The organism is Metabacillus schmidteae (genome assembly GCF_903166545.1).
GTDB lineage: Bacteria > Bacillota > Bacilli > Bacillales > Bacillaceae > Metabacillus > Metabacillus schmidteae.
Map to the genome: position 1 here is coordinate 1526749 of NZ_CAESCH010000001.1, position 20997 is coordinate 1547745.

A 20997-nucleotide genomic window follows, 5' to 3' on the forward strand; every position below is an offset into this window, starting at 1 on the left:
CTTTTATACTAAAGTAGCTTCTTTTACTAATTTTTGCATTTCAGCTGCAACACCTTGTTTATCATCTTTACCAGTGATTCCGCCGCCAACAATAACTAAATCCGGCCCGGCTGCAATAACTTCCGGTAAAGTTTCTAATTTAATTCCGCCAGCTACAGCAGTTTTCGCGTTTGATACAACACCTTTGATTGTACGTAATTGCTCAAAGGAATTTTCTCCTTGTGCTTGAAGATCATATCCAGTATGTACACAAATATAATCAACACCAAGAGCATCAATCTCTTTAGCACGTTGTGCAATATCTTTCACATTGATCATATCTACTAAGATTTTTGTTCCATGTTTTTTTGCTTCTTCAACAGCACCTTTAATTGTTGCATCATCTGTTGCACCAAGAATTGTTACAATTCCTGCACCTGCTTCAGAAGCTTTCATCACTTCATAGCCACCTGCATCCATTACTTTTAAATCTGCTAAAACAGTAAGAGAAGGGAAAGCTTCTTTTACTTCTTTTACAGCTCTTAGTCCTTCGTTTATAACGACTGGAGTACCAATTTCAACAATATCAATATATTCTTGAACTTCACTTACCACTTGTTTCGCTTCTTCGATATTCACTAAGTCTAATGCTAATTGTAATTCCATAACTTATTCCTCCTCGAATTGGTTGTTTGTATATTCTTACGGTTTCAATTATATTTGAATTGATCAAAAAAAAAAGTACGCACTTTTAAATCATATAGTGTATAAAAGTATACTAAGTGAAAGTGTGGGTACAAAAAAGGAGGACCTAATGAGCCGTTTCGATGAGAAAACATTTAACTGTGAAAAAGAATTAACGCTGAATGTAATTGGTGGTAAATGGAAAATGCTAATCATGTGGCACTTGGGGAAAGATGGAACTCTTCGCTTTAACCAATTAAAAACCCTAATTCCAGGAATTACCCAAAGAATGTTAGTTAACCAATTAAGAGAGCTCGAAGAAGATTTAATTGTGCATCGTGAAGTTTATCCAGTAGTACCTCCAAAAGTAGAATATTCCCTTACAGAACAAGGTAAAACATTAATGCCGATCCTTGAATCCATGTATGAATGGGGAAAAAATTACAGAAAGAAATATTTAGAACATACAAAATTCGAAGAAGACGCAGTTCGTTAATGTTAGTTTTTAAGAGTACTAGGTAATGAAATTCATTACTTAGTATTTTTTTTTGCACTTAGTAGTAGAAAAGGAGAATTTTGAGACTTTTTGTAAAAATGATGGGAGAATATGTGACATATCGATTGCTGAGAGATTCTAATTTGGAGTAAAAATAGATTAAATATTTTTTAATTTTCAAAAAATATAAAAATTGAAAAGGGAGCGATGTATACATGCAAGCCGTTGAAAATCGAATTAAACATCCTTTAGAACCATTAACAACAGATGAAATTACTCAGGCCGTTGCCATTTTAAGAGAAAAAAAGGAGTTAAGTGAAAAAGCTAGATTTGCTCAGGTTATCCTTCATGAGCCGGAAAAAGAAGTCGTAATCAATTTTAAAGAGGGAGACCAATTTGAAAGGGAAGCCCATATTATTCTATTAGAGCCTGAAACAAGTGAAACATTTGAAGCAGTAGTATCACTAACAAAAAACGATGTCATTTCATGGGAATTCATTCCTGATGTTCGCCCGGGATTTATTTTAGACGAGTTTGATGAAATAGAGAAATTAGTGATAAACGATGCTGACTATCAAGAAGCACTCCTAAAGAGAGGAATAAAAGATCCTAGTTTGGTTATGGTTGATCCTTGGTCTTCAGGTTACTTTAATATCGCAGAAGATGAAGGAAAAAGATTAGTAAGAGCATTAGCATGGGTTAGACCAGCAGCAAACAAAAATGGATATGCATATCCAATCACTGGACTTATTGCCGTTGTTGATGTGAATAAAATGGAAATTTTAAGAATTGAAGATTATGGTGTAAAACCATTACCACCAACAGATGGTGCTTATGCTCCTGAAGAAGCTGAAAGCTATGAAATAAATACACGTGAAGATGTGAAACCTTTAGACATTACTCAACCTGAAGGACCAAGTTTCAATATTGAAGGTCATTCAATCGAATGGCAAAAATGGAAAATCCGTTTTGGATTCACACCTAGGGAAGGTCTTGTGCTACATACTGTTGGATATGAAGATAAAGGAACAGTACGTCCGATCCTTTATCGAGCAGCATTATCTGAAATGGTTGTACCTTATGCTGACACAAACCCTGCACATAACTGGCAAAATGCGTTTGATGCAGGCGAATACGGAATTGGACAGCTTGCAAATTCACTGGAACTTGGATGTGACTGCTTAGGTTATATTAAATATTTTGATGCTGTTATGTCTAATAGTAAAGGTGAACCATTTACAGTTAAAAATGCAGTTTGCTTACATGAAGAAGATTATGGAATTGCTTGGAAGCATACGGATTGGAGAACAAATCAAGTTGAGGTTCGTCGTTCACGTCGCCTCGTCATTTCCTTCTTTGCAACAGTAGCAAACTATGATTACGGATTCTTCTGGTCATTCTATCAAGATGGAACAATTGAGTGTGAAGTGAAATTAACTGGTATTTTAAATGTAGGAGCTCTTGATGAAGGGGAAATTCCTAAATATGGAACAATGGTTTCTCCACAAGTAAACGCACCACATCACCAGCATTTCTTTAACTTCCGTATTGATCCGATGATTGATGGTGTGAAGAACTCAGTAGTTGAAACACATACAGTTGCTGAAACACCAGGACCGCACAATCCAAATAATAATGCGTTCTATCCTGTATCAAAAACATTTAAAACGGAAACAGAGTCTGTTAGAAATATAGATATTCCGACTCAAAGAACATGGAAAATAGTTAATCCTAACTCGAAGAACTTTGTAGGTCAACCAGTAAGCTATAAAATTGTCACAGGTGAAAACTGCTTACCATTTGCAAGTGATGACGCAACAGTTATTCAACGTGCAGGATTTATTAAAAATCACTTACATGTGACGAAATTTGATCGCAGGGAAATGTATGCATCTGGTCTATATCCAAATCAGCATAAAGGTGGCGACAGTTTAGAACATTATGTAAAAGCTGACCGTAACATTGAAAACGAAGATGTGGTCATTTGGTACACAATGGGACACCATCATATTACACGTCCTGAAGATTGGCCGGTAATGCCAACAGCATATCAAAGCTTCCAACTAAAACCAGTCGGTTTCTTTGATCGTAACCCGGCTCTTGATTTACCGCGTCCAGCTCCGAAGAAAGGTTCAAGTTGTCACTAATGATCAAAGGAACATAGAGGAATTCATCCTCTATGTTCCATCAATAATAGGTGGTGTTCAATCGCATATGATTTTAATCAGTTCTGCTTTATTAGTAGCATACCTCACGTTTTATATTCTTATCGTTTATCCGAAAAAACAAAACATCACAAAAATGACCTCTAAAATGACAGGCATGATTCTTGGAATGACCAGCAGTACTCTCATAGGGTTGATAATGGGAATTCTAATGCAAGGCAACTTTGCAAGAGCAACTATATTAGCTATTATTATCAGTTTTGTTTTTGCCTTGCTAATTGCCAGACCATTTGGACATATGGCCTCCACCGAAGCTCTTTGTTCGAGTTTAATGGGAGGAATGATGGGAGCTATGTTAGGAGAAATGCTGCCAAGTCAGGATTTTAGTTTGACGTTATTTTTCTTCGATACTATATACATTGTTAGCATGGCTTATATGTTGCTATTAATTAAAAAAGAAGGATTCGAACAACGGAAAGTGCCACAAAAAAAGACTCGTCCATCCTTTTCCTTTATCTTATCGATTATTATTCCGGTGTTAATTGTAGGGGTTTTTAACTTCATTGATCAAAAAGCAGAACCAATTCAAAAAGATGAAGTCAATCATGATCACAGGCATCATTAATTTTAGATATCTCAAACTAAAAATGTTATGGGGGTTAACTTTATGAAGCTTTTACTAAAAAACAAACAAATGCTCATGATCTTATCAGCACTTGTTATCTTATTTATTCCAGTCAATGTGTTTGCTGCAGAAACAGAAGTAGTCATTGATTCCGGTGATACGACATGGATGTTAATTGCAACAGCAATCGTTATTTTCATGCATGTGCCTGGCTTGGCTTTATTTTATGGAGGACTAGTCAGTGACAGAAATGTTGTATCCACCATGATGCATAGTTTTGTAAGTTTGTTAGTCATTAGCATTGTGTGGGTTTTATGGGGATATAGCTTAGCCTTTGGTACTGATATTGGCGGTTTTATAGGCGGGCTTGATTACTTAGGATTTAATAATGTTGGGGAAGAGGCAGCACTTGGATCACTTACAATTCCTCATTATACATTTGCTATTTTTCAATGTGCTTTTGCTGCAATAACAGTTGCCATTATCTCAGGTGGTATTGCAGGGAGAATTTCATTCCCGGCTTGGATTTTGTTTTCGGTTTTATGGATCACGTTTATTTATGCACCAATGGCTCACTGGGTTTGGGGAGGAGGCTGGCTCTTCACAATGGGTGAGTTAGACTTTGCGGGTGGAACTGTCGTCCATATCCTATCTGGTGTAAGTGCATTAACAGCAGCTATCGTGATCGGACCTAGATTTGAACATTTAAAGAAAGATCATCAACCACATAATATTGTCCTGTTCTTAATTGGGGCTGCTACACTATGGTTTGGTTGGTTTGGATTTAATTCAGGAAGTGCTCTTGCTGCAAATGGTTTAACGGCATTATCTTTTGCCAATACACAAGTCGCTGCGGCAGCAGGCGGACTTGCATGGCTGTTCATTGAATGGAAAGTTCGTAAACGTCCAACACTAGTCGGAGCAGCAACTGGAGCAATTGCCGGATTAGTAGGTGTAACACCTGCAGCTGGATTTGTTACTGTCATCTCAGCTCTCATTATTGGATTAGTAGCAGCACCAGTATGCTTCTTCGGTATTCATTTTATTAAAGCCCGCTTTAAGTATGATGATACATTAGATGCATTTGGAGTTCATGGTCTTGGTGGTATTTGGGGCGCTATTGCTACAGGATTATTTGCCACAACATCAGTGAATGAAGCTGGAAACAACGGGTTGTTTTATGGCAATCCAGAACAATTATTGCACCAATGTATCGGTGTACTAACTGCGATCGCTATGGCAACAATTGGTACGTTTATTATTCTTAAAATTGTAAGTATCTTTACACCACTTAGAGTGAGTAAGGAAGAAGAGCTTATGGGTCTGGATCTGAGCTTTCACGAAGAACCTGCATACTCTTCAACAAATGATAGCGAGTCTTCCGCAAAAGCAATTTCATAATCACATGAACTCGGACCAGATCTTATGTATCTGGTCTTTTTTTGTTAGTTTTTATAACAAACAAACAGGATAAGATTTGTAAAAAACACATTTAATTCTTTGTTCATGTAACATTATGTATCAATGAAAATAGGATTTTCCCAAAATAAGAGAAAATCAGGTATGTTTATTTTTTGAATTTTGAGATTATTATTGTAAGGAAAAACTAAACGAAAAAAGGGGGAAAGAGATCGTGGAAGATTTAGCTAATTCGTTTGAAATTTTCTCTGCTACAACGATTGAGGCTTTCTATTGGTGGTGTATTGCTTTCATGTTGTTAATACACGCGGGATTTTTATCCTATGAAATTGGTGTATCAAGGGTGAAAAACGTACTTGCTTCTGCCGTGAAAAACATTATGACTCTAGCAGTCGTGATCCCGACATTTTATTTTTTTGGTTGGTGGATCTATAATGCCTTTCCAGATGGACTCATTCCCCGGATGACTGACGTTGCAATGGCGGCTTTACCTTGGAGTGAAAACATGGGTCCGAATGTGACGGACCATGCCAGCGGAATCTTCTGGGGAGCTTTTGCTCTTTTTGCAGCGACAACCGCCTCAATCTTATCAGGTGCTATTATAGAAAGAATTCGACTTAGTGCATTTATGATTTTAGCGATTGTCTTAGGATCTGTCATTTGGAATCTTGCAGCTTCTTGGGGATGGCATGGTGAAGGGTGGTTTTTAACGAAACTGGGATATCATGATGTAGCAGCCGCAGGAGTCGTTCATGCCATCGCCGGATTCTTTGCACTTGGTGTTCTCATCAACTTAGGACCAAGAATAGGGAAGTATACGGAAGATGGCAAGCCGAACAGGATTCTGCCGCACAATCTTCCTTCAACATTATTAGGATTAATGCTCATTTTTGTAGGATTTTTTGGATTTTTAGGTGGATGTATTATTGCTGTAAGTAATGGGGAGTGGTTAACGATCTATGGAACACCTACAAATTTATCAGCTTTTGCATTTAATGCCTTGATGGGATTAGCTGGTGGTTTCATAGGTGCTTACCTGATCACAAAAGGAGATCCTTTCTGGGTAGCTTCCGGTGGACTTGCAGGAATGATATCAGTTGGAGCTGGTTTGGATCTTTATCACCCTGCACTTGCATTTTTAATTGCAATCAGTGGTGGGATTATCTGTGCGTTAATTGGGAATTACCTCGAAAGGAAAAAAATTGATGATCCAGTAGGGGCCATTGCTGTACATGGATTTGCAGGGATATGGTCTGTTCTGGCAGTTGGGATATTTGCTTCCGGATACCCAAATATAAATGGTCCGGAAATTTCTTTCTTAGGTCAATTAATATGTGCCGTCATCATTATAGCTTTAGGTATTATACCTGGATATGTTATTTCCTTGGTAATGAAAAAGATGAATGTATTAAGGATTCCAGAGCAAGCTGAGATTATCGGAATTGATTTAGCGGAAATCCCAGGTTCTGCTTATCCGGAAGGAATTCCTTCGACACAGGATAGAGAAAAGTTGAAAGTAACAGCTCAAAATAAAATTGGATAAATAATGGAGGGAACGTAATGAATACAAGTCCTATAACAAGTTGGGAAAATGTTGGTGCATATTTTACTTTTGGTCCTGCTTCTATTGGAATATGGTTATCAATCGTTTTAGCTGTAGCCGTGGTTGGCGCGCTGATTGTGACGGTAATGAGACATGAAAGACAATCATTTGAAGAAACAGCAGATTTATATCCAAGTATCCAAGAAGAGTTAAAAGTAAGCTGGGAACCGGAATTTACGATTCCTGTAAAAGTAGAAGGGGTAAACTGATAGTATATATAATAGTAGAAAAAAGTTTAAAAGCTCCACACTGATTGGTTAAGAACGTAACAATTGGTGTGGAGTTTTTACTTTCAGAGAGAGTAATTGTTTATGGGGTTGTATAAAATAAGTATAAATTTCAACAGGAAATATGATTAGACCTAGTTTCGTACACTTTGTTGTTTTTAACATAGTTAAACTTAAAAACTTGTTCGTTCCATTGCGCTCCAGAAACTTGCTTTCCGCGGGGAGGAAGCTGAGCCTCCTTGGCTTCGCCTGCGGGGTCTCAGCCTTTCCTCACTTCCCGCAGGAGTCAAGTTTCTTCCGCTCCATTCCACTATCTTTTTTGGGAATTTGTATTTTAAAACTTAGATAAAACTCTTAGCTCAAAAAATAGTATAGGTTATATTGAACAAAATAGCCCCTTACTCGTAACATCGTAGGTTAATCTGTTTTTATAGAAAACCAAATCAGAGCTACATTACGATAGGGGCTATTTATAATAAAGGCTACCCTAAAATATCTAGATTTATACCTGAAAATAGTTGATTGCATAAGTTGTGAAGGGCACAGTAGAGCCTCTGTTATCTTTTATAATTACATTTCTTTTGTAATTGGCAACAAAAAACGGGTAAGAATGATTTACCCGTTTCATCATAAATCCAATGTAATACAACCCTTCCCTCTAGATACACAGGTTAACATCGCGTCCCCTTCATTTTTTTCCGCTTCACTTAAAAAGAAATCCCGATGATCAATGTCACCATCCAGTACCTCAACTTGACAGCTTCCACAACCGCCAATCTTACAGGAATATGGAGCTTGGATGTCATGCTTTAAAAGAGTATCTAATAATGACTGGTCTTCAGGGATATCAAGTACGATGTTACTTTGTCGTAATTTAACTTGAAAAGGGTGTTGAGGCCCGAAGTCAGGGGGAGTGAATAATTCAAAGTGAATACTTTTTTCAGGGTAGCCAATTGCTTTTGCAGCCTCAGCAAAATTTCTCATCATTGTTTCTGATCCACAAAAATAAACATGTGTCCCAATTGGTTTGTTTTCCATAAGAGTAGAAGTCATTTTACGTCCTTCATTCGAGAAGTAGAAATGTGTCACGTCTTTATAGTTTGTAGAAAGTAAGTCATAAAAGGCACATTTTTCCCTGGACGGGGAGGCGTAGTGAAGCTCAAAAGATTTACCATGTTTATGTAACTCCGCTGCCATTGCTAAAAAGGGAGTTATCCCAATACCAGCAGCGAAAAATACATGGTGCTTTGCATGAAAGCTTAGAGGAAAGTGATTTTTAGGATAGCTGACAGATAGTTTTTTTCCTTCACGTACCTTATCGTGCCAATAAATTGAACCACCTTTAGATGTTTCACTGCGACGAATGGCAATCTCATAATAATTGTTGACGTTAGGGTCGGTTGTAAGAGAATAATGGCGTTCAAGAACACCAGCTTCGGTATCTAAGTACGTAGTGAGGTGTGAGCCGCCACTAAAACGTGGAAGATGTGAACCATTTGCCGGAACAAGTCTGAAGCTTTTTACATTAGGTGATTCTTGTCGGATTTGTTCAACGATAACATCGATTGTAGTTGTGTTCATCTTACAGTACTCCTTTGTGTTATTTTTTAAATATGGATATAGCCAAGATAGGCATTATGCCTTTTCGAAAAATGATTGGAAATATCTAATCGTATTTGACAATGACTACAGGTTGTTTCTTCTTGCAAGGGATCTTGTTTTATACTGAATTGATAACACTTCACACAGAAAATATGGTCTACCTTTTCACCCAATCCATGTTTAACAATCTCTTCATTCGTAAACCCAATTTCATGTGCGATCTTTTCGATATCGTCAACCATTGCCCATTTTCCTACTAAAAAGAGTCTTGTACCAATCTCTTGGGATTGCAAGGTTTGATTCAATTCTTTATGTGAGAAGGATATTTTTGAGAATTGATTTCCAAGAATATCTTGAAAATAAAGAGATTTATTATCTTCATTGTTCATCTCTGTTAGTAAATATACATAGCCATTAAATGGTTGAGTTGTTAAATAACGAATAAGAGCAAGGCTTTCAATTAGTGAAAAATCATCAATAAATAATAATAATTTCTTATATGATTTGGATATTATTGGTAGTTTATCTTCGTTAAATTGTAATTCTATAAATGGTGATTCATGACGAGATTGGTAATAGAGACGGTATAATCCTTCATCACCTGAAATAACGTGATAGCTTACGAGTGAATGTAAGGAATTCATAGAGTTTGAGATTCCTACTTCGTTTGGAAAAGACCCTTCTTTCACCTTTACCTCTGCACTATAAACGGAATTAAACATTTTATATTCTTGTATGATCTCGCATGTTAAAGTGTTCATTTTAAGACACCTGCTTTTTTTTGTAATATCTCTTCTAAATATTGAATCATTTTATCTTTATAAGAGAGAAAACCTTTATACTGAGCAATGTGATCAGGTAAATCAGTTAAAACATGATAAAAACGAGTTAACCACTCTTCATTTTTTTGTAGTTCTTCTATTGGTAGTAAACTTGTATGAATGCTAAAAAGAATTCCGTTTGATTTAGGGAGACGGAATAATCGTTGATCTTCTACTCTTAAGTGCACAAGTTCACCAATGTTTTCGGTTGTGATCTTCTCTTTTTTCGGTCCCCATTCATCATAGTTTTCTGGAAACGTATCAAGGATATGTTCAACAGTTATCGTCCAATTTAATCGAGTAAAAGGTTTACCAGGTTCCATTCTTAATAGGAAGTTTCTCACTTTCTCTATAAAGCCGCGATCAGTGAAAGGTACCGGAGAATGAAACTCGGTAAACGTCATCCCAAGATTAAAGGCGATTGACCAGTTAGCAGGAAAACAAAGCTGACCGGCATCCATGTATAGATCTCCGTCTCTATTTGCAAGATAAACTAAGTCTTCTTGAACATGTCGGCCGATAAAATCAAGTGGTTCGTAAGGTAAAGTGGTTGAATCGCCAAAGACAAATGTGTATTTTTCCTTCAGTAAGTGGTTTTGAAATGTCCATAGGTCATCCATTTTTTTTACGCTGAAAAAGGTCGGAAATCTCTCTGTCATTTCATCAATAATCATTTCAAGGAGCTCCCATTGTGCATCCATTGAATGAGGGAATGATTGGAATGCCTGCTCATTTCTGCTGTCTAAAACTCTTCTTTTTTCACTTATTTCATGGAAATATTCAGGTGTAACGTCTAATACAAATGACGGTATAAGAGACTCTGCATTATTGGAATAGCGATAGGAATCTGCTTTGAATGGAAATGGAAATCGTTCGATTAAGGGACGAGTATCAATATGTTTTACCTTTTCTTCAGTCATGAGGATCCTCCTAAAATGTAAGGTTATGATGGTAAAAATAGAAAGCATTCTACGAGAAACATTGGTAGAATGCTTTCTAACCTATTCGGTCTTACAAGAATGCTGGTTCTGGTGAACGGTGTGCAGAATAAATGGCTTGCCCATCACTTTCTTTGTCAAAAATAACGGTTGTATCAGGAGTGAAAAGTAATACATCTCCTGCTTCCGCCACATATTTAACACCTTGGTCGTCACGGATAATAATCTTTCCGCTAATCACGACTTTAGCTTCGAGAAAAGTATAAGTAAACTCAAAATCCTCTGAAGGCTGCATAGAAAAGTAACCGATTTGGAATGCTTCACTTTTAGAAGTTATCGGTACATCAATAATTTGACTTTTTAAATTTGGAATTCCTAATTGCTCATTAAGCTCTTTCTTCTGGTATGTACCAGCTTTAATTAATTGGACACCAGGTTTTTTGCTTAAATAATCAATATCCATTTTTGTTAAAGTACCTTCATTCATTACAATCACTCCTATAATTTTTCTTTTCCATTAAGACCGTTGCTATCAACATTAAGTATCTGGAATACATACATCATGACATATGAGGTTTTTTATAAAGTAGTTGATTTTCCTGAATATTGGGATAATTTTAAAAAAGATGTTATGAAATGTAACATCTTTTTAAAAAAATGATCTTAAGTGATTGAAAGATTTTCTCCATGTATTTGATCTCGAATCATATCTGTATGGATTCCCTTTCGTATTTGCTCTGCAATGTTAATTAATAGTTTTATATCTGACAAAGAATATTTTCGTGTACCTGATGATGATCGTTCTGGAAATACTAGTTTTTTCTCTTCATAGTATCTTATTTGTCGCTCTGAAAGACCTGTCATTTCCTTGACAGTACCCATTGTCATGATTTTCTTTGATTCAAATGACAGTTTGTTTTCCTCCACTTTTTTCACCTCATTTCGTTTCGAAAATCAATTATCTGCTTCCCTATTAATCTTCTTCTAGTTGATATTGTTTAAAGTGGTTTCATTTTTACATGTAAATTTTGGATTTGAAAGATACTTGTTAGTAAAGGTTACAAAAAATATAAGTTCTTCACTTATTTCATTTTTTCCTTAGTATACATGGTATGGTTTTTGACACTTAATGAAATAAAAGTGCGTACTTACTTAAATTTACAACTCAAGTTATACTGACTCCATAATTAGTTAGCAAGTAAGAAAAGAGATGAAGGAGGAAAATGATGAGTAGCTTAGCTGTATTCCGTAAGGATAGTCCTGAAGATTTATCGCATGTTAATGTATCTACTCAGTTAGACCCCATGACATTTATTTTGTTTGGTGCATCAGGAGATTTAGCGAAAAGAAAAATTTTCCCGGCACTATACAACTTATTTATTCATGAAAAATTCCCGAAGACTTTTAGAGTGATAGGTTTAGGGAGGAGTGATTGGTCCACAGCTATGTTTCAGAAACATGTGATTGAATCCATCAAAACATTTTCAAGAGAAACGCGAAATGACAATGTTGATATCAAAGATTTTCTTCAGTCTTTTTCCTATGTTACCTTCGATGCAAAAAAGAATTCTGATTACCTCGATTTATTAGAAACAGTGAAAGATTTTGAAGAAAAACATGGAATACCTGAAAACAGAATGTTCTATTTGTCTGTTGCTCCGGAATTAATCGATGATATTTCTTTAAATATTAAGAACAGTGGACTAGGTCATACAACGGGATGGAAACGTCTTATTATAGAAAAGCCGTTCGGCCATGACTTAGAATCTGCCCGACAATTAAATGAAAAATTAACAAAAAGTTTTATGGAACATGAAATTTTCCGAATAGACCATTATTTAGGAAAACCGATGGTGCAAAACCTTGAAGCATTAAAATTTGCAAATCCTATTATTCGGGCACTTTGGAATAACCAAAATGTATCCAATATACAAATTACTGCAAGTGAAACAGTTGGTGTGGAAGATCGAGCGGGATATTACGATCATGCAGGGGCAATTAGAGATATGCTGCAAAACCATTTACTGCAACTACTAATGATGACGAGTATGAATTTACCGGAAAATAGTAGTCCTGAAGTCATTAGGAATGAAAAAATAAAGATTATGGAGTCGCTCCGCTTTTTAGAAAAAGATGAAGTAAAAGGTAATGTGATCAGAGGGCAATATCAATCTGGTGAAATAGCAGGGGAAAAGGTAATTGGTTATCGTGATGAGCGTGGAGTAGCTTCTAACTCCGTTAATGACACGTATATTGCCGCACGTGTATGGATTGATAATGAGATGTGGAAAGGTGTACCTTTTTATATACGAACTGGTAAAAGAATGAAGGAAAAGTCTACTAAAATCGTCATTGAATTTAAAAATAATGATACGGCTAAATTACCAAACTGTATGGTGATCTCAATAAATCCAAATGAGTCTATATCATTAAAGTTAAATATGAAAAACCCATTTAACGGGGAAATTGAACCAGTAAAAGTTCATTACTATAATAACCAACAATCTGTACCTGAAGCTTACGAACTTTTACTATTTGATGCATTAAAAGGTGACGCCACATTCTTTGCTCATTGGCGGGAAGTCGAATTATCTTGGGAGTGGGTTCAACCTGTATTAGAAGCATTTAAAGAAAATAAAGCACCTCTTTATTTTTATAAATCCGGTTCGTTAGGACCTATAGAATCTACTCATTTGATACAAGAGGATGGGTTTAATTGGTGGTAAACGATCTAAACTTTTTAGGAGGCTACATATGAAAATTGGACTAATCGGACTAGGCAAGATGGGGTTGAATTTAGGTAGAAATTTGTTAGATTCAGGTCACCAGATTTCAGTTTATGACCTTAATAGAGAAGCAGTTAAAGAGATCGTGAAAGATGGGGCTGAAGGGTATCACCATTTAAAAGATCTTGTTCAATCATTAGAAAAGCCCAGAGTTTTGTGGCTAATGGTTCCACATTCAGTTGTTGATACTGTTATTTATGAATTAACTTCTCTTTTAGACAGTAATGATATTGTGATAGATGCCGGAAACTCACACTATAAAGAATCCATTACAAGATATTATCGTTTAAAAGAAATGGGTATACGGTTTATGGATGTTGGTACATCAGGCGGTATGGAGGGTGCTAGAAATGGAGCCTGCTATATGGTCGGGGGTGACCATGAAGCTTGGAGAATCGTAAAAGAGCTTTTTGAAGACACATCTGTTGAAAATGGCTGTCTTTATACTGGTAAGGCAGGAAGCGGTCACTACCTTAAAATGATTCACAATGGAATTGAATACGGCATGATGGCAGCGATTGGTGAAGGATTTGAAATACTAGATAAAAGTGAATTTCAATACGATTATGAACAAGTTGCGAGAGTATGGAACCACGGATCTGTTATTCGTTCATGGCTGATGGAATTAACAGAAAGAGCGTTCTCTAAAGATTCTAATTTGGAAGAAATTAATGGGGTGATGAACTCATCCGGTGAAGGGAAATGGACAGTAGAAGCAGCGCTTGATTTACAAACAGCTACACCTGTTATTGCATTGGCGCTTTTAATGCGTTACCGCTCATTAAGTACGGATACGTTCACTGGAAAAGTGGTATCAGCGCTAAGAAATGAGTTTGGCGGGCATGCGGTGGAAAAAGTAAAACTATAGTCTATAGTTTCTGGAGCATAATGGAACGAACTAAATTTCACCTTAACTGCATTAAAAACAACAAATTAATGCTGAAAAAGTCAAAGTATAAAAGGCAACATTCCATATTAAATGTTGCCTTTTACACAAAGGAAAAAAACTATAAAACCGAATACCTCCAAACCCCTTCAACCAAGCCCTTCGTAATCTCCCTCTTACCCTCTAAGTAATCTAAAAACCCAATAATCTCTGACATAACGAGAGAAAACTGCTTTTCATAGTTGTTTTTATAATAGTGTTGGGCAATAGCACTTCCTGTATTAAATCCTTCATTAATGAAACTCTTCAATCTTTCCGCCTTTTCTTCAATTCTATCAAGTCGTTTTTGAATGAGATCCTCCGGTTTATCAATCACCTCACCATGTCCCGGGAAAACAAGGTCAAGCTGTAAGGACCGACATTTCATTAAAGAATCAATATGTTCAACAAGAGTATGTATCCTTTTTCCATATGGGTCAGGTTCAACTAATGCATTGCTGGAAATATGGCTGATCAATAAATCACCAGACAGTAACCATTTGTTTGTTAAATGATAAAGGGCGATTTGATCAGGGGCATGACCTGGGGTGTGAATAATATCAAAGTGATGAAGCTTAGAATCTTCCAATGGTGTAAGAGCTGCTGTTATCGCATGATCCCTGTTTTTTACTATGCTTTCTTTTAAATAATGAACTTGTTTATTTCCCATTTCTCCACAGCCCATTTGTGAATATAGAGTGGAGAAAAATTCAACTCTCATTTCAAGAAAGGAGTTTTCTCTTGTTAAGCGGGGAATAGACAAAGGGTGTGTGTAAACTGGAATTTGTTGTTCCGTAAAAATACGATTCACCAAGCCGACATGGTCAATATGATGGTGAGTTAAAATAATGTCAGTTAAATCTGAAATAGAACATCCCATTTCATTTAACTGTTTATTTAATGCATTGAAACAACCCTCGTTATTAAGCCCTGCATCAATTAAAGAAAGAGAATCTTCAGATTTCACAATGTAAAAATTAATACTTCTTAAACTTGATTGTGTGGGAACAATAACCGGAAAAATTTCATAATTGCTATTCATGTTCATATATACCACCTCTCCTTATAACAATAGTACTACAAAACCAGTTTATATTAAATATATTATATAATGTAATATTTACGAAGAAATTATTTATATAATGAATTAATGGTGAAAAAGTCTTTTTTATATGGGTTTTTCTTTATTTTACAAAAATTTATATAATATTTTATTTACGAAAGTTTAAAAAAGATATTGATTAATAGTGCTTTCGGATATATTCTAATAGTTAGAATACTTAAAAAGGAGGATAGGTATTTTTGTAAGCGGTTACTAAAGACTGTAAAGGGGTGGATGAATGTGAAGAAAAGATTAGGTAAAATGTTCAGTTTCATCTTGGTTTTAACCTTACTAGCTGCTTGTGGAAACAGTGCCATTAATACAAGTACAAATGAAGAAGAAAATGAATCCTCTCAACAAGGTGATAGCAACGAAACGATTAAGATTGGTTCAATTCTTCCGTTTTCTGGTGTTTACGCTTCTCTTGGGAAAGATTTATCAGATGGAATGAAGTTGTATTTTGACAGTATTGATTGGGAAGTAGAGGGAAAAAAGATTGAATTAATTGAGGAAGATACAGAGGCAGATCCCCAGGTTGCTTTACGAAAACTACGTAAACTTATGGATCAGGATGATATTGATATTTTAAATGGATCAGTCAGTACGGCTGTTGCTTATGCAATTCGTGATGAAGTTGATTCCAAGAAATTGCCATATCTTACTTCACATGCAGGAGGAAATGATTTAACTAGAGCAAAACGCAGTGATTATATTTGGAGATCATCCTTTTCATCATGGCAAATAGGTCACTCTATGGGTGAATGGGCGTTTGAAAATGTAGGAGATAAAATATACATTGCAGCTGCTGATTATGCATTTGGAAGGGAAGTTTCACAAGCATTTATTGAGGCTTATACAAATGCAGGCGGAGAAATTGTTGGTGAAGTGTATCCACCTCTTGGGAATAATGACTATTCTTCTTATTTAACCACAATTGGTGGAGTGGAAGCAGATGGTGTTTATGCATTTTTTGCCGGTAGTGATGCTGTACGATTCGTTCAACAGTATGAGCAGTTTGGATTAAAAGAAAAATACAAGCTTGTTGGTTCTGGATGGTTAGTGGCTGAAGATTTACGTGAAACGATTGGGAACGCTGCAGAAGGTACTTACGCGTCAACATTCTGGGATTACAGTTTAGAAACTGAGGAAAATCAAGCGTTTGTTAAAGCGTACGAAGAAGCTTATAACAGAAGACCAACAATTGAATCGTTAGAAGGCTATGATGCTGCACGAATCATCGCTGAAGCACTTGCTACTACTAAAGGAGATGTTTCAGATTCAGATAAGTTTGTGGAGGCTATGGCCAATGTTTCGTTTACAAGTCCAAGAGGTACCATTTCCTTTGATAAAGAAACACATCATGTCATTCAAGACATGTACATTTCTGAAACGATCATTTCTGAAGGGAAAACAGAGAACAAAATCATTGATACGATTGAAAAAGTTCAGGATCCTGGCAAGTAATGATGATAAGAAAGGAGTTTTGAGATGGATTTAATCGGAGCGCAATTAGTAAATGGTGTGTCATATGGTCTGCTTCTATTTGTCATCACATGTGGATTATCACTTGTCTTTGGGATTTTGGGAGTTTTAAATTTAGCACATGGTTCAATGTATATGTTCGGTGCCTACATCGCTTATTCACTAACCGCAACATATACCCAAAGCTTTTGGATAGCATTACTAATTGCCCCGATATGTGTAGCGTTGTTAGCGTTAGTGGTGGAGCTTGTCTTGCTCCGCCCTACCTACAAATTAGGCCATTTATCTCAAGTATTGCTTACATTCGGCCTAGCTTATGTTTTTCATGACATCGCATCACATATTTGGGGATCTAATGTTCTTACAATTAAAGTTCCTTCTGTTTTTTCAGGCTCCATCTCTATATTTGGTCAAGTTTTCCCAGTATATCGAATTGTGGTTATTGTGATTGGGATTATTATTGCGGCATTATTATGGTTTATCCAAGCAAAAACAAGATGGGGGGCCATTATTCGAGCGGGTTTGAATGATAAAGAAATGGTTAGTGCCCTTGGAGTAAATATTACACTTGTATTTACTATTGTCTTTGTCATTGGTGGACTTCTAGCTGGTTTTGGTGGTGTTATTGCAGGTCCAATCCTCGGAATTTATCCTAGTATGGAATTCCAAACATTAATACTTGCCCTTGTTGTGCTTGTTATTGGGGGACTTGGTTCAATAGCAGGAACATTAGTGGCCGGCCTGCTTGTAGGAGTATTTGAAACATTTAGTCGATTTGTGTTCCCTGATCTCAGCATGTTCCTTATATTCGGATTAATGGTGGTCATTCTTGTTGTTAAGCCAAACGGATTATTTGGAAAGAAGGTCGCTTAACATGAAAAAAACATTTGCAAAATACCTAATTATTATTATTTTTTTATGCCTGACCCCTTTTTTCTTGTCGCTCTTTCATTTGAATTTGCTATCTGAGATACTAATTTTTGCGATTTTTGCGTTGAGTTTAAATGTATTGGTTGGCTATACAGGACTTGTTTCATTAGGTCATGCAGCTTTTTTTGGAGTTGGTGCTTATACTGCCGGGCTAGTTGCAAAGAATCTTACTAGTAATTTAATCATGACAGTAGGCTTAGCTGTTCTGATATCTGTTCTTGTAGCTGCAGTTATTGGGATGTTTTGTTTAAAAGTAAGCGGGTTTTACTTCTTAATGTTAACATTAGCTTTCTCTCAAATGATTTATTCCTATATCTATCAATCTACAAACCTGACCGGAGGGTCTAACGGATTATCAGGTATTCCAAAAGCTGTGCTAGGTGCATTCCAATTTTCCAATCCAGTCTATATCTTCTATCTCATTTTGCTAATCTTTTTACTCACGTATTTTGCATTAAGGCTTGTCATGAGGTCACCTTTTGGCCAAGTGCTAATTGGGATTCGTGAAAACGAAACAAGAATAAAGTCAATGGGGTATAACACATCCCTTTATAAATACGCAGCGTTTTTAATTGCCGGAAGCTTCGGAGGAATCGCAGGATCTTTGTACACATATTTTAACGGGTTTGTTGCACCTAGTGATGTATATTGGACGATGTCCGGTGCTGCGCTTATTATGGTTTTGATTGGAGGAGCAGGAACGATGACCGGCCCTGTGTTGGGTGCAGCCTTGTTCGTTACCCTTGAAACCTTAATTAGTTCGTACACAAATTCATGGATGCTCATTGTTGGTTCCGTGTTTATTATTTTCGTCATCTTTTTCCCGAAAGGAATCGTTGGTATTGGAGAACGTATGCTCATTTCTATCAAAACCAGGAAAAAACAAGCTTATGAACAAAAAAAATCTCATGCTACTTAATGTCAATAAAATAAGAGGTGAGTTGCTTGGTTGAAGACAAAATCTTAACGATTAGTGGGATAGGTAAAAGTTTTGGTGGCTTACACATTTTAAAAAATATCTCTTTGGAAGTAGAAAAAGGGGAAAGAATAGGGATCATCGGACCGAATGGTGCTGGTAAAACGACGTTTTTTAATTTGTTAACAGGAGATTTGGAGCCAAGTTTCGGAGAAATCTATTACGGAAAAGCAAATATTTCAAAACAACCAAATTATAAACGTGCTCGAAATGGGATTGTTCGAACGTTCCAAAAAAATAATCTTTTAAATGAGTTGTCTGTAATTGACAATTTGCTTCTTGTATTGCAGAGGAAGAATGGAATTGGTCATGTATGGTTCAAGCAGAGAGGAGCAAAACAATATCGTGACCTTTATACAAAGGCCGATGAACTGCTTGAAAAATGGGGCTTATTTCATCAACGAAATGCGATTGTAAAAAATCTATCATATGGTGAGCAAAGACAAATTGAAATACTGCTTGGTGTTGCCACAGAACCTACCATTCTATTACTCGATGAACCAACAGCCGGAATGTCTCAGTCAGAAACAAATCACATTGTCGATCTACTTTATAAACTCCCAAAAGATTTAACCGTCATGATTATTGAACATGATCTTGAAATCGTGTTTGGTTTGGCTGATCGTATGATCGTATTATTTGAAGGTGAGATTTTAATAGATGGCCCACCTGAGGTCGTAAAAAAAGATGAGAAAGTGAACAAAATCTATATCGGAAGCGGAGATGAAGTCAAATGTTAGATGTTCAAAATCTCCACACTTACTATGGAGAAAGCCATATTCTTCACGATGTTTCTTTAAAAGTGAAAAAAGGTTCAGTTTCTGTTCTTCTTGGCCGTAACGGGATGGGAAAAACAACAACACTTCACTCCATAATGGGGATTGTACCACCCAAAAGCGGGAAGGTATTAATAAAAAATACAGAAATAAACGGAAAGCCAAGCTATCAAGTTTCGAAACATGGAATTGGAATTGTGCCTCAGGGAAGGAGGATTTTTAGTGATTTAACAGTAAAAGAAAATTTATTAACGACCTATCGACCAATCAATAATGGATGGGATTTGAATAAAATTTATGAGATGTTTCCAAGACTAAAAGAAAGAGAAACATCAATGGGAGGAACACTTAGCGGAGGAGAGCAGCAAATGCTTTCAATTGGAAGAGCTCTTATGACAAATCCGGAGCTTCTCTTACTAGATGAGCCATCAGAAGGCCTTTCACCTTTAATGGTTAGGGAAGTGATTAGAATCATTAGGGAGTTAAAAGATAATGGCATGTCGATGCTGCTTGTTGAGCAGAATTTAGCCATGGCAATGGATTTAGCCGATTATGTATACATTTTAAATAAGGGATCTATTGTGTTTGAGGGAACACCAAAGGAATTTGATTCAGGGGTTAAAAATAAATATTTATCGTTAAGTTCGTAAGTTGAAAATGGCCAGATATTGCTGGCCATTTTTTTCGTCCTCTTGGTGTTCATTGAGCTCATGAAGGACAAAACAGAGATAGAAAGGGTAGAGGGATGTCCTTCATCGGTCACATGAAGGACAAAACAAATTCAGAAGGAAGAGGAATGTCTTTCATGGGGCTAATGAAGGACAAAACAAAGTCAGAAGGAAGAGGAATGTCTTTCATGGGGCTTATGAAGGACAAAACAAAGTCAAAAATAAAGAGAAATATTCTTCAGAAGGCTTATGAAAGACAAAGCAGAGACAAAAAGGAAGAGAAATGTCTTTTCATTGAATGAAGGACAAAAAGAAGTCAGAAAAGGAGAGGAATGTTCTTCATTGGGCTCATGAAAGACACAACAAAGTTAAAAAGGTAGAGGAATGTCCTTCATAGGACTGATGAAGGACATTTCGAAAACAAAAAAAGATAGAAGCGTCCATCATTATAAATCATTATTAATTCTCTAATTGACATTAGGAGTAATTAAAAAGCAGGGAGATCATTTCACCCCTGCTTTTCTAAATTAAGTTTATACTTCCGCATGTGTATGAAACGGTTGATTAGAAACTTTAATCGATTCAGTTGGACACCCTTCTTCTGCATCGATTAAATCATCTTCAAAGTCTTCACTAACAGCTGTGACTCCTTGGTTATTATCTAATATTGCCTCAGCAATTCCTTCATCATCATAATCAAAAAGATCAGGAGCAGTAGCCCCGCATGCTCCACATGCAATGCATGTTTCTTTATCAACCATTGTATACTTAGCCATCAAAGTCGCCTCCAATT

22 protein-coding genes are annotated in these 20997 nt (G+C 36.3%); 14 read left to right on the forward strand and 8 right to left on the reverse strand.

Annotated elements, in window-relative coordinates; all coding sequences use genetic code 11:
• Window positions 1-3: 3 nt before the first annotated feature.
• A complete protein-coding gene (hxlA, locus tag HWV59_RS07350) occupies window positions 4-645 on the reverse strand; it encodes a 3-hexulose-6-phosphate synthase (protein ID WP_175638469.1) in 642 nt (213 codons plus the stop codon).
• Between the two features lie 148 nt (window positions 646-793).
• On the opposite strand from hxlA, the gene HWV59_RS07355 reads away from it, so the two are divergent.
• From HWV59_RS07355 to HWV59_RS07380, 6 genes are all read left to right on the forward strand, one after another.
• Window positions 794-1159 carry a winged helix-turn-helix transcriptional regulator gene (locus HWV59_RS07355; RefSeq protein ID WP_102229993.1) on the forward strand — a complete coding sequence of 122 codons (366 nt, stop codon included), beginning with the start codon at window positions 794-796 and terminating at the stop codon, window positions 1157-1159.
• Between the two features lie 215 nt (window positions 1160-1374).
• Window positions 1375-3306 carry a primary-amine oxidase gene (locus HWV59_RS07360; protein ID WP_102229994.1) on the forward strand — a complete coding sequence of 644 codons (1932 nt, stop codon included), beginning with the start codon at window positions 1375-1377 and terminating at the stop codon, window positions 3304-3306.
• A 67-nt stretch (window positions 3307-3373) separates the two neighbouring features.
• Window positions 3374-3949, forward strand: a complete 576-nt coding sequence (locus HWV59_RS07365) for a hypothetical protein (RefSeq protein ID WP_102229995.1) — start codon at window positions 3374-3376, stop codon at window positions 3947-3949.
• Between the two features lie 144 nt (window positions 3950-4093).
• Window positions 4094-5350 carry an ammonium transporter gene (locus HWV59_RS07370; RefSeq protein ID WP_217708487.1) on the forward strand — a complete coding sequence of 419 codons (1257 nt, stop codon included), beginning with the start codon at window positions 4094-4096 and terminating at the stop codon, window positions 5348-5350.
• Between the two features lie 232 nt (window positions 5351-5582).
• Window positions 5583-6911, forward strand: coding sequence for an ammonium transporter (locus HWV59_RS07375; protein ID WP_217708451.1), 1329 nt, complete (start codon window positions 5583-5585; stop codon window positions 6909-6911).
• A gap of 17 nt (window positions 6912-6928) precedes the next feature.
• Entirely contained in the window at window positions 6929-7180 is a 252-nt protein-coding gene (locus tag HWV59_RS07380) for a hypothetical protein (RefSeq protein ID WP_175638471.1), read from the forward strand.
• A 645-nt stretch (window positions 7181-7825) separates the two neighbouring features.
• On the opposite strand, the gene HWV59_RS07385 is transcribed toward HWV59_RS07380, so the two are convergent.
• The 5 genes from HWV59_RS07385 to HWV59_RS07405 all read right to left on the reverse strand — a co-directional run bounded on the left by HWV59_RS07385 (window position 7826) and on the right by HWV59_RS07405 (window position 11486).
• Window positions 7826-8779 (reverse strand): PDR/VanB family oxidoreductase, encoded by a 954-nt coding sequence (locus tag HWV59_RS07385; RefSeq protein ID WP_102229998.1) that lies wholly within the window; start codon window positions 8777-8779, stop codon window positions 7826-7828.
• Window positions 8780-8805: 26 nt separating this feature from the next.
• Entirely contained in the window at window positions 8806-9561 is a 756-nt protein-coding gene (locus HWV59_RS07390; RefSeq protein ID WP_175638472.1) for a dimethylamine monooxygenase subunit DmmA family protein, read from the reverse strand.
• Window positions 9558-10541, reverse strand: a complete 984-nt coding sequence (locus tag HWV59_RS07395; RefSeq protein WP_102230000.1) for a heme-dependent oxidative N-demethylase family protein — start codon at window positions 10539-10541, stop codon at window positions 9558-9560. The genes HWV59_RS07390 and HWV59_RS07395 overlap by 4 nt, the downstream gene beginning before the upstream one ends.
• A gap of 91 nt (window positions 10542-10632) precedes the next feature.
• On the reverse strand, window positions 10633-11046 hold the full coding sequence (locus tag HWV59_RS07400) for a cupin domain-containing protein (RefSeq protein ID WP_102230001.1): 414 nt from the start codon (window positions 11044-11046) through the stop codon (window positions 10633-10635).
• A 176-nt stretch (window positions 11047-11222) separates the two neighbouring features.
• Entirely contained in the window at window positions 11223-11486 is a 264-nt protein-coding gene (locus tag HWV59_RS07405; RefSeq protein WP_235991686.1) for a MerR family transcriptional regulator, read from the reverse strand.
• Window positions 11487-11863: 377 nt separating this feature from the next.
• Between HWV59_RS07405 and zwf the strand changes: the two genes are divergently transcribed.
• Both zwf and gnd read left to right on the forward strand, forming a co-directional pair.
• Window positions 11864-13285 carry a glucose-6-phosphate dehydrogenase gene (gene zwf / locus HWV59_RS07410; protein ID WP_407941621.1) on the forward strand — a complete coding sequence of 474 codons (1422 nt, stop codon included), beginning with the start codon at window positions 11864-11866 and terminating at the stop codon, window positions 13283-13285.
• A gap of 28 nt (window positions 13286-13313) precedes the next feature.
• The gene (gene gnd / locus HWV59_RS07415; RefSeq protein ID WP_102230003.1) at window positions 13314-14213 is read left to right on the forward strand and encodes a phosphogluconate dehydrogenase (NAD(+)-dependent, decarboxylating); all 900 of its coding nucleotides are present in this window, start codon (window positions 13314-13316) and stop codon (window positions 14211-14213) included.
• 139 nt (window positions 14214-14352) lie between these two features.
• On the opposite strand, the gene HWV59_RS07420 is transcribed toward gnd, so the two are convergent.
• Window positions 14353-15318, reverse strand: coding sequence for an MBL fold metallo-hydrolase (locus HWV59_RS07420; RefSeq protein WP_175638474.1), 966 nt, complete (start codon window positions 15316-15318; stop codon window positions 14353-14355).
• Window positions 15319-15606: 288 nt separating this feature from the next.
• Between HWV59_RS07420 and HWV59_RS07425 the strand changes: the two genes are divergently transcribed.
• The 6 genes from HWV59_RS07425 to HWV59_RS07450 all read left to right on the forward strand — a co-directional run bounded on the left by HWV59_RS07425 (window position 15607) and on the right by HWV59_RS07450 (window position 20506).
• A complete protein-coding gene (locus tag HWV59_RS07425; protein WP_407941552.1) occupies window positions 15607-16836 on the forward strand; it encodes an ABC transporter substrate-binding protein in 1230 nt (409 codons plus the stop codon).
• Between the two features lie 24 nt (window positions 16837-16860).
• On the forward strand, window positions 16861-17727 hold the full coding sequence (locus tag HWV59_RS07430) for a branched-chain amino acid ABC transporter permease (RefSeq protein WP_175638475.1): 867 nt from the start codon (window positions 16861-16863) through the stop codon (window positions 17725-17727).
• A 1-nt stretch (window position 17728) separates the two neighbouring features.
• Complete coding sequence (locus HWV59_RS07435; protein WP_175638476.1) at window positions 17729-18703, forward strand: branched-chain amino acid ABC transporter permease; 975 nt, start codon at window positions 17729-17731, stop codon at window positions 18701-18703.
• Window positions 18704-18729: 26 nt separating this feature from the next.
• On the forward strand, window positions 18730-19500 hold the full coding sequence (locus HWV59_RS07440; protein ID WP_175638477.1) for an ABC transporter ATP-binding protein: 771 nt from the start codon (window positions 18730-18732) through the stop codon (window positions 19498-19500).
• Entirely contained in the window at window positions 19494-20186 is a 693-nt protein-coding gene (locus HWV59_RS07445) for an ABC transporter ATP-binding protein (protein ID WP_102230008.1), read from the forward strand. The genes HWV59_RS07440 and HWV59_RS07445 overlap by 7 nt, the downstream gene beginning before the upstream one ends.
• 113 nt (window positions 20187-20299) lie before the next feature.
• Entirely contained in the window at window positions 20300-20506 is a 207-nt protein-coding gene (locus HWV59_RS07450; RefSeq protein ID WP_175638478.1) for a hypothetical protein, read from the forward strand.
• A gap of 231 nt (window positions 20507-20737) precedes the next feature.
• On the opposite strand, the gene HWV59_RS07455 is transcribed toward HWV59_RS07450, so the two are convergent.
• Window positions 20738-20980 carry a ferredoxin gene (locus HWV59_RS07455; RefSeq protein WP_102230009.1) on the reverse strand — a complete coding sequence of 81 codons (243 nt, stop codon included), beginning with the start codon at window positions 20978-20980 and terminating at the stop codon, window positions 20738-20740.
• Between the last annotated feature and the right edge of the window lie 17 nt (window positions 20981-20997).

Bases quoted from the DNA above. Each gene is read 5' to 3' on its own strand.
- hxlA (WP_175638469.1), bottom strand. From the start codon at position 645: ATGGAATTACAATTAGCATTAGACTTAGTGAATATCGAAGAAGCGAAA.
- HWV59_RS07355 (WP_102229993.1), top strand. From the start codon at position 794: ATGAGCCGTTTCGATGAGAAAACATTTAACTGTGAAAAAGAATTAACG.
- HWV59_RS07360 (WP_102229994.1), top strand. From the start codon at position 1,375: ATGCAAGCCGTTGAAAATCGAATTAAACATCCTTTAGAACCATTAACA.
- HWV59_RS07365 (WP_102229995.1), top strand. From the start codon at position 3,374: ATGATTTTAATCAGTTCTGCTTTATTAGTAGCATACCTCACGTTTTAT.
- HWV59_RS07380 (WP_175638471.1), top strand. From the start codon at position 6,929: ATGAATACAAGTCCTATAACAAGTTGGGAAAATGTTGGTGCATATTTT.
- HWV59_RS07385 (WP_102229998.1), bottom strand. From the start codon at position 8,779: ATGAACACAACTACAATCGATGTTATCGTTGAACAAATCCGACAAGAA.
- HWV59_RS07390 (WP_175638472.1), bottom strand. From the start codon at position 9,561: ATGAACACTTTAACATGCGAGATCATACAAGAATATAAAATGTTTAAT.
- HWV59_RS07395 (WP_102230000.1), bottom strand. From the start codon at position 10,541: ATGACTGAAGAAAAGGTAAAACATATTGATACTCGTCCCTTAATCGAA.
- HWV59_RS07400 (WP_102230001.1), bottom strand. From the start codon at position 11,046: ATGAATGAAGGTACTTTAACAAAAATGGATATTGATTATTTAAGCAAA.
- zwf (WP_407941621.1), top strand. From the start codon at position 11,864: ATGACATTTATTTTGTTTGGTGCATCAGGAGATTTAGCGAAAAGAAAA.
- gnd (WP_102230003.1), top strand. From the start codon at position 13,314: ATGAAAATTGGACTAATCGGACTAGGCAAGATGGGGTTGAATTTAGGT.
- HWV59_RS07420 (WP_175638474.1), bottom strand. From the start codon at position 15,318: ATGAACATGAATAGCAATTATGAAATTTTTCCGGTTATTGTTCCCACA.
- HWV59_RS07425 (WP_407941552.1), top strand. From the start codon at position 15,607: ATGAATGTGAAGAAAAGATTAGGTAAAATGTTCAGTTTCATCTTGGTT.
- HWV59_RS07430 (WP_175638475.1), top strand. From the start codon at position 16,861: ATGGATTTAATCGGAGCGCAATTAGTAAATGGTGTGTCATATGGTCTG.
- HWV59_RS07435 (WP_175638476.1), top strand. From the start codon at position 17,729: ATGAAAAAAACATTTGCAAAATACCTAATTATTATTATTTTTTTATGC.
- HWV59_RS07445 (WP_102230008.1), top strand. From the start codon at position 19,494: ATGTTAGATGTTCAAAATCTCCACACTTACTATGGAGAAAGCCATATT.
- HWV59_RS07450 (WP_175638478.1), top strand. From the start codon at position 20,300: ATGAAGGACAAAACAAATTCAGAAGGAAGAGGAATGTCTTTCATGGGG.
- HWV59_RS07455 (WP_102230009.1), bottom strand. From the start codon at position 20,980: ATGGCTAAGTATACAATGGTTGATAAAGAAACATGCATTGCATGTGGA.